Source organism: Nocardia sp. NPDC050406 (genome assembly GCF_044459025.1).
GTDB lineage: Bacteria > Actinomycetota > Actinomycetes > Mycobacteriales > Mycobacteriaceae > Nocardia.
In genome coordinates, this window is sequence record NZ_JBITIM010000002.1 from 723,065 (window position 1) to 735,754 (window position 12,690).

The window sequence follows — 12,690 nt, forward strand, 5'->3', positions numbered from 1 at the left end:
TTGTGAAATTTCCCGTACGTCAGTGCAGAAGGACCAGCCACACCGCGATGTAGTGGAACAACGCCGCGACGACGGTGGCCGCGTGGAAGAACTCGTGGTGGCCGAAGACCTCCGGCCAGGGGTCGGGCCAGCGGGTGGCGTAGAGGATCGCGCCGACGCTGTAGGCGATGCCTCCGACGAGCAGCAGGAGCATGGGCGCCAAGCCGACATTGTGGGTGAGGGTGCCCGCGACGGGGACGATGGCCCAGCCCAGCAGCAGATACAGCGGGACGCCGACCCAGCGGGGAGCGGTGGGCCACAGCAGTTTCAGTGCCACCCCGGCGAACGCGCCGATCCAGACCACGGTCAGCAGAATCGTGCCCGCGCGCCCGCCCACACCCAGCAGGGCGAAGGGGGTGTAGCTGCCCGCGATGAACAGGAAGATCATCGAATGGTCCGCGCGCTTCATATGGATTCGCGCGCTGTCGGTGGCCCAGTTCACCCGGTGGTAGGTCGCGCTCACCCCGAACACCCCGCACACGGTGAGCCCGTAGACCAGCGTCGACCAGGCGGCGGTCGCCGACACCGTAGTCGCGGTCGCGACGAGCGCGATCACCGCGACGGCGGCGATCCCCACGGCCCAGGTGTGAATCAACCCGCGCATACGCGGTTTGACCAACGCTTCGACAGCCGCCCCGACCGAGCTGGCGGGCAACGCGGTTTCCGACATCAGTTACCTCCTGAGTAACCTACGGTACCGTAGGTTAGCGTCGACCGACCCGGGTCGTGGCCGAAGCAACAGTGTGCCCGCTGCCGTCCCTGTGACCCCGCGCCTGCGGCGCGGGGCGTACTGTTTAGCGCCGTGAAGCTTGCGAGTCAGGTGCGTGGTCTTCCGTATCGCATCTACGAGGCCCGGCTGTCGAAGCAGCTGGCTGGCAAACAACATCCGCGACACATTGCGGTGATGTGCGACGGCAATCGGCGCTGGGCGCGGGAGAACGGCTTCTCCGACATCAGTCACGGCCACCGGGTCGGTGCGCTGAAGATCGCCGAACTGGTCAGCTGGTGCGGCGAGGTCGGTGTCGAGATGGTCACCGTCTATCTGCTCTCCACCGAGAATCTGCGCCGCGATCCCGAGGAGTTGGAGACGCTGTTCGAGGTGATCGCCGATGTGGTCGAGGAACTCTCCGCGCCGGAACAGGATTGCACCGTGCGCATCGTGGGCGCGCTGGACCAGCTGCCCGAGGATATGGCGCGGCGGCTGCGCGAGGCCGCCAAGCGCACCGATGGGCGCACCGGAGTCCACGTGAACGTGGCCATCGGCTACGGCGGCCGCCAGGAGATCACCGATGCGGTGCGCTCGCTCATCCGCCAGGAGATGGCCGCGGGCGAGACCGGTGAGGACCTGGTGCAGTCGATCACCGTCGACGCCATCGGCCAGCACCTCTACACCTCCGGCCAGCCCGATCCGGACCTGGTCATTCGCACCTCCGGCGAGCAGCGCCTCTCGGGATTCCTGTTGTGGCAGAGCGCCTATTCGGAGATCTGGTTCACCGAGGCGTACTGGCCGGAGTTCCGGCGCACCGACTTCCTGCGCGCACTGCGCGACTACGCCGCCCGGCATCGCCGTTTCGGGGTCTGAGCCGTTCGGGTCCGAGCCGTTTCGGGGCCTGAGCGCTAAACCAACTCTTCGATCTCGGATCGCTACGCGCAGTCAACGGTTGTGTTGCAGTGCAATGGCTTTCCCGTTCGCGGGGCTGTCGCTGCCGTACCGTCGGATCGCATGAGCGAGGTGCGCGAAGGGCAGCCGGACCCCGCGGGCGCGGTGGTCCAGGTCGAATCCGGTCCCTATATCTCCTACGAGGAGTTCGGCCGCAGGTTCCTGGAATACGCCGCCTCCGAACAACGGATCGCGGGGGCGTTCGGGCAATTGGCGGGGGAGGCCTTCGATTTCGGCCCGATAGGCGTGGGCCCGGGCCGCATCGCGAAGCTGTCGGCCACCATCCAGCTGGGCAAGCCGAAGCTGGATCGCGAAGTGCTGGACAATATTTCGTTCGAACTCATGATTCCACTGGAAGTGGATCTGCTCATCGATCTGGCGGTGGACCGCTATCCATTCCACGTGAACGGCAAGATTCACCTGCACCTCACGGTGCGCACCGCCGAACCGCTGCGGGTGGTCATCGATATCGCCGAACCGAAACCCAGCGATGTGCGCGTCAATGTCGCGAGTGCGTCACGCCGCGGTGAGCTGCTGCGCATATTGGCCAGCGTGGACCAGGAGATCCGTCGTTTCGTGGCCCGCTACCTGGCCGAGGAGATCCGCAAACCGCAGATCCGCGCCGCCATCGATATCGATGTGGCGCAGCGCCTCGACGCCGCGTGGAAACTCTGAGACCTCAGAGTTTGCGCAGGCGCAGCCGATTGATGCTGTGGTCGGAATCCTTGCGCAGCACCAGGGTCGCGCGCGGGCGGGTGGGCAGAATGTTCTCCACCAGATTGGGCCGGTTGGTGTTGTTCCAGATCTCCCGGGCCGCGCCGATGGCCTCCTGATCGTTGAATTTGGCGTAGTGGTGGAACGCCGAATTCGGATCGGAGAACGAGGTCTTGCGCAGGGCGAGAAAGCGTTCGATATACCACTTCTCGATATCCTCGATCCGCGCGTCGACGTAGATCGAGAAGTCGAACAGGTCCGACACCATGAGCCGCGGACCGGTCTGCAGCACGTTCAAACCCTCGACGATCAGGATGTCGGGTTGGCGCACACAGTGTTTCTGGTCCGGCACGATGTCGTAGGCGATATGCGAATACACCGGGGCGCATACTTCCGGCGCCCCGGATTTCACCTCGGTGACGAAGCGCAGCAGTTTGCGGCGGTCGTAGCTCTCCGGGAAGCCCTTGCGGTGCATGATGCCGCGGCGGGTGAGTTCCGCTGTGGGGTAGAGGAATCCGTCGGTGGTGAGCAGGTCCACCCGCGGGTGGTGGTCCCAGCGCGCCAGGAGCGCCTGGAGTACGCGCGCCGTGGTGGATTTGCCCACGGCCACACTGCCCGCGACGCCGATGACATAGGGCACCTGGCGGTCGGGATGGGTTTCGCCGAGGAAGGTGGCGGTGGCGGCGAAGAGGCGCTGTTTGGCGGCCACCTGGAGGTGGATGAGCCGGGCGAGGGGGAGATAGACCTCGGCCACCTCTTCGAGGTCGATCTGTTCACCGAGACCGCGCAGACCGATCAGTTCTTCCTCGGTGAGCACCAGGGGAGTCGATTTGCGCAGCGTGCGCCACTGCTTCCGGTCGAATTCCACATAGGGACTCGGTTCGCTCATCCGCGCCACTTATCCACGACCTTTTGTCGGCCGACAACGGCTCTCGGACGAAGCCTCACCGTGACGATGTCCGGTCCGGTGAGATCCGGTCCACACTCCACGCATAGACGAATTCTGCTCGGACCCAACGGACAGCGGAAAACCGGGGCTAGTTACTCGCCAGTAGCGGCAGTGACATATCCAACACCCGGACGGTGTTTGTCCGTGCGGGCGCGGGGGCACGACCCGGCGGTCGATTTCGGTGGCCGATAAGGTCGGGAGCTATGGCAGCGCATCCGCTCGTGACCGATTATCTGCGTCTCGGATTGGCCTTCGACCGGCTGGAAGAGGGTTTCGTCGACGCGTACACCGGCGATCCCGCCCTGCGGCACGAGATCGACAACGCGCCCCCGCCCGCCCCGCGCGATCTCGCGCACCGCGCCGCGAGTCTGCGCGCGGAACTGCCCTCGGCGGGGCTGTCGGACGAGCGCACCGAATTCCTGGACGCGCATCTGCGGGCGATGGAGTGCTCGGCGCGCAAGTTCGCCGGGGACGACATCGCCTTCGTCGAGGAGGTGCGCGCGTATTTCGATGTGGATATCGCGCCGGGGGATGTGGCCGAGTATCAGGACGCGCACCGGCAGATGGACGAGGTGCTCGCGGGCGAGGGCTCGCTCTTCGATCGCGTGACCGCGCACCGGCGCGCCGACGAGATTCCGCCGGAACGTTTGCGGGTCTGCGTGGAGGCGTTCTCCAGCGCACTGCGGGAGTTGGTGCGCGAGCGCTATCCGCTGCCCGATCACGAATTCGTGGAATACGAAGTGGTGGGCGACAAGCCGTGGTCGGGGTTCAACTACTACCTCGGCAATTACAAGTCGCGGGTCGCCATCAACTCCGATCTCAAACAGCATATGGCGCATCTGCCGCATCTCATCGCGCACGAGTCCTACCCCGGCCATCACACCGAGCACTGCCGCAAGGAGGCCGGACTGGTCGCGGCCGGGCAGGCGGAGCAGACGCTGTTCCTGGTCAACACCCCGCAGTGCCTGATGGCGGAGGGTCTCGCCGATCTCGCGCTGAAATCCATCGTGGGGCCGGGCTGGGGCAAGTGGGCGCAGGAGATCTACGCCGATCTGGGCCTGCGTTTCGATGGTGAACGTGCGGAACGGCTTTCGAACGCCTCGGCCAAACTGCTGAATGTGCGCCAGGACGCCGCGCTGCTGCTGCACGATCGCCGCAAGGACGCCGACGAGGTGGCGGGCTTCCTCGAACGCTGGAGTCTGGTGACCCCCGAGCGCGCCCGCCAATCCCTGCGCTTCCTCTCCTCACCGCTGTGGCGCGCCTACATCAGCACCTACGTCGAGGGTTACCGCCTGCTCGGCGGCTGGCTGGATCGGGCCGCCGACGCCGCCGACCGCTCGGAGCGCTTCCGCCGCCTGCTCGACGAACCGCTGACCCCGGGGGCGGTCCGCCGCATGGCTTGACGGACCCTCGGACGCGTCGATGGACAGCGCCGATAGACTCGGGTGAAACCGCGACTGGCGCATTCGAGGTGGAACTGACCACCGGGAAGCACATGAGCCCCGCACCGCGCGCCTGGGTGTCGGGCGGCCCGGGATTCCGGGCACCCCGAGCATGGAGGTCGCGATGAACACACAGAACCCTCTGACCGATGGCGCGGTGACGGCCAATAAACTCGGCGGCGTGACCCAGACGACCGCCTCCGTCAACACCCAATCCCTCGCCGAACTCGATCCCGAGCTCGCCGCCGCGATGGGCCAGGAACTGGCCCGGGAGCGCGACACCCTCGAGATGATCGCCTCGGAGAACTTCGTGCCGCGCGCCGTGCTCCAGGCCCAGGGCAGCGTGCTCACCAACAAGTACGCCGAGGGCTACCCGGGCCGCCGGTACTACGGCGGCTGCGAGGCGGTGGATATCGTCGAGGATCTCGCGCGCGACCGCGTGAAGGAGCTCTTCGGCGCCGAATTCGCCAATGTGCAGCCGCATTCGGGTGCGCAGGCCAATGCGGCGGTGCTCATGGCGCTGATGAACCCGGGCGACAAGATGCTCGGCCTGGACCTCGCGCACGGCGGTCACCTCACCCACGGCATGCGCCTGAACTTCTCGGGCAAGCTCTACGAGGTGCACGCCTACGGCGTCTCGAAGGAAGACCACCGCGTCGATATGGACGAGGTGCGCAAGATCGCCCGCGACACCCGCCCCAAGGTGATCGTGGCCGGATGGTCGGCGTACCCGCGCCACCTCGACTTCGCCGCCTTCCGGGAGATCGCCGACGAGGTGGGCGCGTATCTCTGGGTCGATATGGCGCACTTCGCCGGTCTGGTCGCCGCCGATCTGCATCCCTCCCCGGTGCCGCACGCCCACGTGGTGTCCTCCACCGTGCACAAGACGCTCGGCGGTCCGCGCTCCGGTCTGATCCTGGCCAAGCAGGAGTTCGCCAAGAAGCTGAACTCCGCGGTCTTCCCGGGTCAGCAGGGCGGTCCGCTCATGCACGCCATCGCCGCCAAGGCCGTGGCCTTCAAGATCGCTGGCACCGCGGAGTTCAAGGAGCGCCAGGAGCGCACCCTCTCCGGCGCGAAGATCTTGGCCGAGCGCCTCACCGCTTCCGATGTGAAGGACAAGGGCATCACCGTCCTCACCGGCGGCACCGATGTGCACCTGGTCCTGGTCGACCTGCGCAACTCCCAGCTCGACGGCCAGCAGGGCGAGGACCTCCTGCACGAGGTCGGAATCACCGTGAACCGCAATGCCGTTCCGTTCGACCCGCGCCCGCCGATGGTCACCTCCGGCCTGCGCATCGGCACCGCCGCCCTGGCCACCCGAGGCTTCGGCGATGCCGAGTTCACCGAGGTCGCCGATATCATCGCGGCCGCCCTCACCGGCGGCGACGTGGACGCCCTGCGCGCCCGAGTCGCCAAGCTGGCCAAGGACTTCCCCCTCTACGAGGGCCTGGAGGACTGGCGTCTGCTCGGCTAGACCACAGCCGTTCGAGACCACGAGCCCGCCGCGACCGTATGGTCCCGGCGGGCTCGACTCATCTTGGGAGCCAGGGCCTTTCGGCTCGTGGAGGCATCGATGTCGGCTCAGGGCCGCGACATCACGGTCGTGTGCCTACCAACTCCAGAACCTGCGCTGGCCTCCGGTAAGCCCGGGCGCTTCCGCCTCCACAGTCGCGATCAACTTCCTCGGCGCCGGATTAACCCACTCCTGCTGCCCCGCACCGGTTCTCAACACCACGGTCGGCACAGTCTCATTCCCCTCGGCCACCGATCGAACGAACGCCGCAGCCTCCGGATCTTCCCAAATATCGATCTCCCGATGCACGATCCCGTGCCGATTGAGCACCCGCCGCATCCGAGAGCAGTACGGGCAACCCGGGCGTCGATAGACGAGCAGCTCGGAGGTGGGATCCGCGGTCATGTATCCAGGCTAGGCTCACCGTCTCGCGCCGCGCATCCGAGTGCGTGGGGAACGGCCGGAATCCGTCCTCGAATCGGCCTGTGCCGCAACTAGGAGTGCTTGGCGAGGTAGTCGATGTACATGGGGCGCAGGACTTCCGCGATATCGCCCTCGCCCGCGTGGACGTAGTCGTCGAGCATGGGGAGTACGTAGCGGATGTCGGTTTCGCTCTCGCCGAGGTTTCCGGCGGCGGCCTCGGCGGCGGGGATCGACTTCAGCAGATCCCACAGGAATTTCACGTCGCCGTGGCGGACGGCCAGCTTCACGGCGCGGTCGTGTAGCTCCTTGGCGGACAGCTTCTCGAGATCCTGGTCATCGGCCATGGTCCGACTGTATCGGCTCGGGAATCCGAACCGGCGGCGTGGTGCGTCGCGTCGCCCGGCTCGGCGTGCTGGCATGTGAGTCATGGCACAGCAGCCCCGATTCCAGGTCAAGCGTGTGTACGACACGCCCGAGGTCGGTGACGGCCGCCGCGTGTTGGTGGATCGGCTGTGGCCGCGCGGGGTCAGCAAACAGGAAGCGGAGATCGACGAGTGGGCCAAGGAGGTGACGCCCTCGACCGAGCTGCGGAAGTGGTATCACGCCGATCCGGAGCATCGGCGCGCGGAGTTCGAGCGCCGGTACCGCGCCGAGCTCGCCGACGATGCCGCGCGCGAGGGCCTGGCGCGTCTGCGCCAAGACGCCGCGAATCAAACATTAACGCTGGTCACAGCTGTGAAAGATCCTGATCACAGCCACATTCCAATCCTCCTCGCCGAATTGGGCGAAACGCCCGAACAGGGCGGTCCTTAACGGGATGTTCACCAACACGCCTGTAAGTCGGTGGGCCGGAAGGCCGAATCGGCTGTAGCGTCGGGGGTGCGGGCCGCGTAGAGGTAGCCCGTACGGGAGGTCCTGATCGTGACTGAGCAACTCAGTGCGAGGGGGCCGGTACCCGGCCCCAGGGTCGTATAGACCCACAGGGCGGACCGGCCCAGCGAGAACGCCCGCGCGGTGCCGCGTGGGTGACAAAGGAGCCCACCGTGACTGATGCACGCTCCGTCAACGCTCCCATCGGGGATGCCCGCAACGCGCGCACCGGAAAGGGAGTTCGCGCCTCGCAGTCCGATTCAGGACGCAAAACCTTTGTCGTGGATACCTCGGTCCTGCTGTCGGACCCTTGGGCCGTCACGCGATTCGGCGAGCACCACGTGGTGCTTCCCATCGTGGTGATCAGCGAGCTCGAGGCCAAGCGGCACCACCACGAACTCGGCTGGTTCGCCCGCGAGGCCCTGCGCATGCTGGATGATCTCCGACTCCAGTACGGACGACTCGACGAGGAGATTCCGGTCGGCGGCGACGGTGGGACATTGCAGGTCGAGCTGAACCACACCGATCCGGAGGTGTTGCCGGTCGGGTTCCGCACCGATTCCAACGACTCCCGCATCCTGGCCTGCGCGCTGAACTTCGCGGCCGAGGGGCATCGGGTGGTGTTGGTGTCCAAGGACATTCCGCTGCGGGTCAAGGCCAGCGCGGTCGGTCTACAGGCCGACGAGTACCACGCCCAGGACGTGGTCACCTCGGGCTGGACGGGCATGGTGGAGCTCGATGTCAGCGCCGCCGCGGTGGACAAGCTCTACGCCGAGAGCGTCATCGATCTCGACGAGGCGCGGGATCTGCCCTGCCACACCGGAATTCGGCTGCTCGGCACCAATGGCAGCGCGTTGGCCCGGGTCACGCCGGACAAGCGGGTGCAGTTGGTGCGCGGTGACCGGGAGGCCTTCGGGCTGCACGGGCGCTCCGCGGAACAGCGCATCGCCCTCGATCTGCTGCTCGACGAGAGCATCGGGATCGTGTCCATGGGCGGGCGCGCCGGTACCGGCAAGTCGGCGCTGGCGTTGATGGCGGGTCTGGAGGCCGTGCTGGAGCGGCGCTCGCATCGCAAGGTGGTGGTGTTCCGTCCGCTGTACGCGGTCGGCGGCCAGGATCTGGGCTATCTGCCCGGGTCGGAGGCCGAGAAGATGGGGCCGTGGGCGCAGGCGGTGTTCGACACGCTCGAGGGGTTGGCCAGCCCGGAGGTGATGGAGGAGGTGCAGGCGCGCGGCATGCTGGAAGTGCTGCCGCTCACCCACATTCGCGGTCGGTCGCTGCACGACTCCTTCGTGATCGTGGACGAGGCGCAGTCGCTGGAGCGCAATGTGCTGCTCACCGTGCTGAGCCGGTTGGGCACGGGTTCGCGGGTGGTGCTCACCCACGATGTGGCGCAGCGCGACAACCTACGGGTCGGTCGGCACGACGGCGTGGCCGCGGTGATCGAGAAGTTGAAGGGGCATCCGCTGTTCGCGCACATCACGCTCACGCGCAGTGAGCGGTCGCCGATCGCCGCCCTGGTCACCGAGATGCTGGAGGAGTACGGACCCAACGCCTGACCCAGCTACGGCCAGGCGTGTGGTTTGTCTCACACTCCGCAGGGTATTCTCTCGCGAAATACCTGCTCGACGCTGATTTCGGCTATTGACAAGGTATTTGCCGAACAGCTGCCGAGTGTCGGCCCGAGCTGCCGGGGACGTCGCCATCGCGCGGCGTCCCCGGACAGTTCACCCGCGAGAGGATGGATATGAACCACTTCGCTCGACGCACGGCTGGCATCATCGCGGCGCTCGCTCTGGTGAGCGTGATCGCCGCGGGCTGCTCCGACGACGACAAGGACGCCAAACCGTCCGACACCACCACGGCGATGGCGACGGCCACCGAGCATCAGGGTGACCACACCACCACCGCCGCCCCCGATACCGATACCGACACCCCCGACAACGACCCCCGGGAGACCCGAATCCCCACGGCCAATGGGGATATCGAGGTCGAAGGGGCGATCCTGGAGAAGTACAACGCCTTCGGCGGCGTGAACGGCGCCCTCGGCGAGCCCACCGGCGACGACGCCGACGCCCCCGACGGCGGCAAGGTCCAGGAATTCAAGGGCGGCGCGATCTACAGCAGCCCCACCGCCGGAACCCACGTCGTCTGGGGCGACATCCGCGAGGCCTACCTCGCCAACGGCGGCCCCGGCGGCAAACTCGGCTACCCCACCACCGACGAAACCGACATCCCCGGCGGCAAACAGAGCGACTTCACCGGCGGCACCATCACCTGGATCAACAACCAGACCACGGTCACGGAGAAGTAGGGGTACTCAACTCTCGAACCTCTCAGGGGCTCCGCCCCTGAAACCCCAAAGGCCAGAACGCCGAGGGCCCCGCGCCCTCGGCGTTCGGTTGTCTGGACTCGGGACCGTGGTTGGTCGCCATGCCGCTACCGGCCCGGCGAGGCCGGGGCGTCGGCGCATCACGCTGCCCGCCGATTCGGGCGGTGGCTGTCGGCCTCGGTGGCGTTGCGGCTTCGGGGTTGTGGTGGCGTGCTGGGTCTTCGCGCGGGTGGGATTCGGGTGGGGTTGGGGGTGGGGCGCGACACGCGTTGTTGTGGGGCGACACGCGTTGCGAGGCTGGGTTTTGTGAGAGCTGAGGGAAATACGGGGGGAAGGTCCCCATGTTTGCCGCTCAGCCGCTAGGTTGTGCTGGTGCAGAACGTTTTGGCCGACCGCGACCTGTTGGAACGCCTCGCCGACGAGGTGGAAGCCAACCTGACCCGCCATATCGACGCCGCCGCGATATGGATGCCGCACGACTATGTGCCGTGGGACGACGGGCGCAATTTCGGGTTCCTCGGCGGGATCGATTGGGATCCCGAGCAATCCGAGCTCGGTGAGGACGCCAAGCTGGCGCTCACCGTGAGCGTATTGGTCGCCGACAACCTGCCCTCCTACCACCGCGAGCTCGGCAAGTACCTGCGCCGCGGCCCGTGGTGGCGCTGGGTCGGTCGCTGGACCGCCGAGGAGAACCGCCACGAGATCCTGATTCGCAACTTCCTCATGGTCACCCGCGCGGTGGATCCGGTGGAGCTGGAGCGCATGCGCATGGCGCATATGACCCGCGGCTTCCGTCGCCCGCCCATGCATCTGCTGGATGTGCTGGCCGCCAGCGCTTTCGAGGAACTCGCCGCCGCCGTGCGCCACCGCAATACCGAGGCGCTCGGCGAGAACCCCATGGTCACCGAGATCGCCCGCCGCATCGCCGTCGACGACGAACTCCAGGCCATCTTCTTCGCCAACCTCGTCGAGGCCGCCCTCGACCTGGTCCCCGACCAGACCATGCGCGCCATCGCCGACCGCGTCGCCGACTTCCGCGTGCCGGAGGTCGAGCTCGCCGACGGCCGCAGCAGCGACGACGTTCTCGCCGCCGCCGGAATCTACGATCGCGCCAAGGAGCCGGAGCTGGTCTTCGCGCCCCTGCTCGAGCAGTGGAAGGTGTTCTCCCGCACCGATCTCGGCGAAGAGGGCGAGAAGGCCCGCGCCGAGCTGGAGAAGCTCACCCTCAGCACCACCCGCTGAGCACCGCGACGTTCGCACCACTCGCCCCGTCCTCCGGCACCTACGCCGGATGGCGGGGCGGAGGTCGTTGTGGTCGACACTCGGCGCGGCCACCCGGCGGAAGTGAGCGAATCCTCTTGCCTGCCCGAGGCTTCGGCGTACGGTCGAAAGATGTCCGATCTTCCTGAATTGCAGCAGGACGCCATCACCACGGTCCGGGAATTCTTCGCCGCGCTGGAGATGAACCTGGTCGAGGAGGCCCTCGAACTCGTCGATCCCGGCCTGGTGTGGAAGAACACCTCACTGCCGGATGTGCGCGGCGTCGACCGGGTGCGCTGGCTGCTGAGCAAATTCGACGGCGACCGGTACGGCTTCCGCGTGGATATGCACCACATCGCCGCCGACGGCGCGAATGTGGTGCTCACCGAGCGCACCGACTACCTACGCATGGGCCGCGTCGAAATCGCGTTCTGGGTGTGCGGCACCTTCGAACTCGTGAACGGCCGAATCGCCGTGTGGCACGACCACTTCAGCTGGGAGAACTTCCTGCGCGGCGCGGTGAAGGGCCTGGTGCGCGCGGCACTGTCGCGCTGAGTCCCGGCGCAGGGCCCGAGTCCGACGGACGGCGCTGAGCCCCGGCGCAGGGCCCGAGCCCCACGGTCGGCGCTGAGTCCCGGCACAGGGCCCCGAGTCCCACGGTCGACGCTGAGCCGGAGCACTCGGTCCGGAGCCTGACCGTGCGCGCCGAGCCTGACCGTGCGCGCCGCGCCTGACTTCTCACGCCGAACCCGGTCACTCCCGCTGGTTGATGAGCGTGCCGAGCCCGTCCAGAATCCGGTCGATGCCGAAGTGCAGGGCATTGTCGCGCCCGCCCGCGCCCGCCGGTGCGCCCGCAGCCTCGGTCAGCGCCGCCGCCACCTGTGGGTACCGCTCGCCGTGCGCGGTGAGAATCGCGGACATCTCCCGCTGCAACCGGGCTTCGGCATCCCCGCCGTCCGACCCCGCCTGCTGAATCAGACTGCGCACGTGGCCGATCAACAACACCACGGTGTCGAAACGTTCGGACGCGTTCAGCCCGGTATCGGCGAGCGTGGCGAGCGCGCTCTCCAACCACTCCATCTCGTGCGGACCCATGACGTGCACGCCGACGGCGAGTTCGTTGACCCACGGATGCGCCAGAATCCGGTCGAACAGCGTCTCGGCCCACAGCCGTAGATATCCGCGCCACGTCTCCGGCGCGTCCGCGTCGTGCGCGGCCGTGGGAGGCATGCCCATGGCGGCGTCGAGCATGAGCGCCGTGAGCTCGGCCTTGCCCGGAACGTACCGGTACAGCGCCATTTTGGCGCACCCCAACCGCTCGGCCAGCCGCGCCATGGACAGATTCGCCAAGCCCTCGGCATCGGCCAGCGCGATCGCCTCGCCCACGATCCGCTCCAGGCTGAGGGTCGGTTTCGGCCCGCGCTTGGGTCGCTGCGCGGTGCCCCAGAGCAGTTCGGTCGTGGTCGGTGCGGCCATGCTCGTCATCCT

At 67.2% G+C, this 12,690-nt stretch carries 14 protein-coding genes; 9 read left to right on the forward strand and 5 right to left on the reverse strand.

The window, feature by feature from the left end; genetic code table 11:
* Positions 1-19: 19 nt before the first annotated feature.
* On the reverse strand, positions 20-709 hold the full coding sequence (locus tag ACIBH2_RS16625; protein WP_397118223.1) for a hemolysin III family protein: 690 nt from the start codon (positions 707-709) through the stop codon (positions 20-22).
* 132 nt (positions 710-841) lie between these two features.
* Here ACIBH2_RS16625 and ACIBH2_RS16630 point away from each other — a divergent pair, with 132 nt between their 5' ends.
* Positions 842-1,621 (forward strand): isoprenyl transferase, encoded by a 780-nt coding sequence (locus ACIBH2_RS16630; RefSeq protein WP_397118225.1) that lies wholly within the window; start codon positions 842-844, stop codon positions 1,619-1,621.
* Positions 1,622-1,762: 141 nt separating this feature from the next.
* Positions 1,763-2,374, forward strand: a complete 612-nt coding sequence (locus ACIBH2_RS16635) for a hypothetical protein (RefSeq protein WP_397118227.1) — start codon at positions 1,763-1,765, stop codon at positions 2,372-2,374.
* 4 nt (positions 2,375-2,378) lie between these two features.
* Here ACIBH2_RS16635 and coaA read toward each other — a convergent pair whose 3' ends face one another.
* A complete protein-coding gene (coaA, locus tag ACIBH2_RS16640) occupies positions 2,379-3,311 on the reverse strand; it encodes a type I pantothenate kinase (RefSeq protein WP_397118229.1) in 933 nt (310 codons plus the stop codon).
* Between the two features lie 254 nt (positions 3,312-3,565).
* Here coaA and ACIBH2_RS16645 point away from each other — a divergent pair, with 254 nt between their 5' ends.
* The gene (locus ACIBH2_RS16645; protein WP_397118231.1) at positions 3,566-4,765 is read left to right on the forward strand and encodes a DUF885 domain-containing protein; all 1,200 of its coding nucleotides are present in this window, start codon (positions 3,566-3,568) and stop codon (positions 4,763-4,765) included.
* A gap of 220 nt (positions 4,766-4,985) precedes the next feature.
* Positions 4,986-6,278, forward strand: coding sequence for a serine hydroxymethyltransferase (gene glyA / locus ACIBH2_RS16650; protein ID WP_397120795.1), 1,293 nt, complete (start codon positions 4,986-4,988; stop codon positions 6,276-6,278).
* 135 nt (positions 6,279-6,413) lie between these two features.
* On the opposite strand, the gene ACIBH2_RS16655 is transcribed toward glyA, so the two are convergent.
* Both ACIBH2_RS16655 and ACIBH2_RS16660 read right to left on the reverse strand, forming a co-directional pair.
* On the reverse strand, positions 6,414-6,722 hold the full coding sequence (locus ACIBH2_RS16655) for a glutaredoxin family protein (RefSeq protein WP_397118233.1): 309 nt from the start codon (positions 6,720-6,722) through the stop codon (positions 6,414-6,416).
* Positions 6,723-6,811: 89 nt separating this feature from the next.
* A complete protein-coding gene (locus tag ACIBH2_RS16660; RefSeq protein ID WP_397118235.1) occupies positions 6,812-7,084 on the reverse strand; it encodes a hypothetical protein in 273 nt (90 codons plus the stop codon).
* 82 nt (positions 7,085-7,166) lie between these two features.
* Here ACIBH2_RS16660 and ACIBH2_RS16665 point away from each other — a divergent pair, with 82 nt between their 5' ends.
* The 5 genes from ACIBH2_RS16665 to ACIBH2_RS16685 all read left to right on the forward strand — a co-directional run bounded on the left by ACIBH2_RS16665 (position 7,167) and on the right by ACIBH2_RS16685 (position 11,757).
* Positions 7,167-7,553 (forward strand): DUF488 domain-containing protein, encoded by a 387-nt coding sequence (locus tag ACIBH2_RS16665; protein ID WP_397118237.1) that lies wholly within the window; start codon positions 7,167-7,169, stop codon positions 7,551-7,553.
* A 230-nt stretch (positions 7,554-7,783) separates the two neighbouring features.
* The gene (locus ACIBH2_RS16670; protein WP_397118239.1) at positions 7,784-9,169 is read left to right on the forward strand and encodes a PhoH family protein; all 1,386 of its coding nucleotides are present in this window, start codon (positions 7,784-7,786) and stop codon (positions 9,167-9,169) included.
* A 188-nt stretch (positions 9,170-9,357) separates the two neighbouring features.
* The gene (locus ACIBH2_RS16675) at positions 9,358-9,924 is read left to right on the forward strand and encodes an LGFP repeat-containing protein (protein WP_397118241.1); all 567 of its coding nucleotides are present in this window, start codon (positions 9,358-9,360) and stop codon (positions 9,922-9,924) included.
* Between the two features lie 390 nt (positions 9,925-10,314).
* On the forward strand, positions 10,315-11,184 hold the full coding sequence (locus ACIBH2_RS16680) for an acyl-ACP desaturase (RefSeq protein ID WP_397118243.1): 870 nt from the start codon (positions 10,315-10,317) through the stop codon (positions 11,182-11,184).
* 150 nt (positions 11,185-11,334) lie between these two features.
* Positions 11,335-11,757 carry a limonene-1,2-epoxide hydrolase family protein gene (locus ACIBH2_RS16685; RefSeq protein ID WP_397118245.1) on the forward strand — a complete coding sequence of 141 codons (423 nt, stop codon included), beginning with the start codon at positions 11,335-11,337 and terminating at the stop codon, positions 11,755-11,757.
* 198 nt (positions 11,758-11,955) lie between these two features.
* Here ACIBH2_RS16685 and ACIBH2_RS16690 read toward each other — a convergent pair whose 3' ends face one another.
* Complete coding sequence (locus tag ACIBH2_RS16690) at positions 11,956-12,678, reverse strand: TetR/AcrR family transcriptional regulator (protein ID WP_397118247.1); 723 nt, start codon at positions 12,676-12,678, stop codon at positions 11,956-11,958.
* Positions 12,679-12,690 lie beyond the last annotated feature (12 nt).

Coding starts and splice junctions, on each gene's coding strand:
- ACIBH2_RS16625 (WP_397118223.1), bottom strand. CDS start 709: ATGTCGGAAACCGCGTTGCCCGCCAGCTCGGTCGGGGCGGCTGTCGAA.
- ACIBH2_RS16635 (WP_397118227.1), top strand. CDS start 1,763: ATGAGCGAGGTGCGCGAAGGGCAGCCGGACCCCGCGGGCGCGGTGGTC.
- ACIBH2_RS16645 (WP_397118231.1), top strand. CDS start 3,566: ATGGCAGCGCATCCGCTCGTGACCGATTATCTGCGTCTCGGATTGGCC.
- ACIBH2_RS16655 (WP_397118233.1), bottom strand. CDS start 6,722: ATGACCGCGGATCCCACCTCCGAGCTGCTCGTCTATCGACGCCCGGGT.
- ACIBH2_RS16660 (WP_397118235.1), bottom strand. CDS start 7,084: ATGGCCGATGACCAGGATCTCGAGAAGCTGTCCGCCAAGGAGCTACAC.
- ACIBH2_RS16665 (WP_397118237.1), top strand. CDS start 7,167: ATGGCACAGCAGCCCCGATTCCAGGTCAAGCGTGTGTACGACACGCCC.
- ACIBH2_RS16675 (WP_397118241.1), top strand. CDS start 9,358: ATGAACCACTTCGCTCGACGCACGGCTGGCATCATCGCGGCGCTCGCT.
- ACIBH2_RS16685 (WP_397118245.1), top strand. CDS start 11,335: ATGTCCGATCTTCCTGAATTGCAGCAGGACGCCATCACCACGGTCCGG.
- ACIBH2_RS16690 (WP_397118247.1), bottom strand. CDS start 12,678: ATGGCCGCACCGACCACGACCGAACTGCTCTGGGGCACCGCGCAGCGA.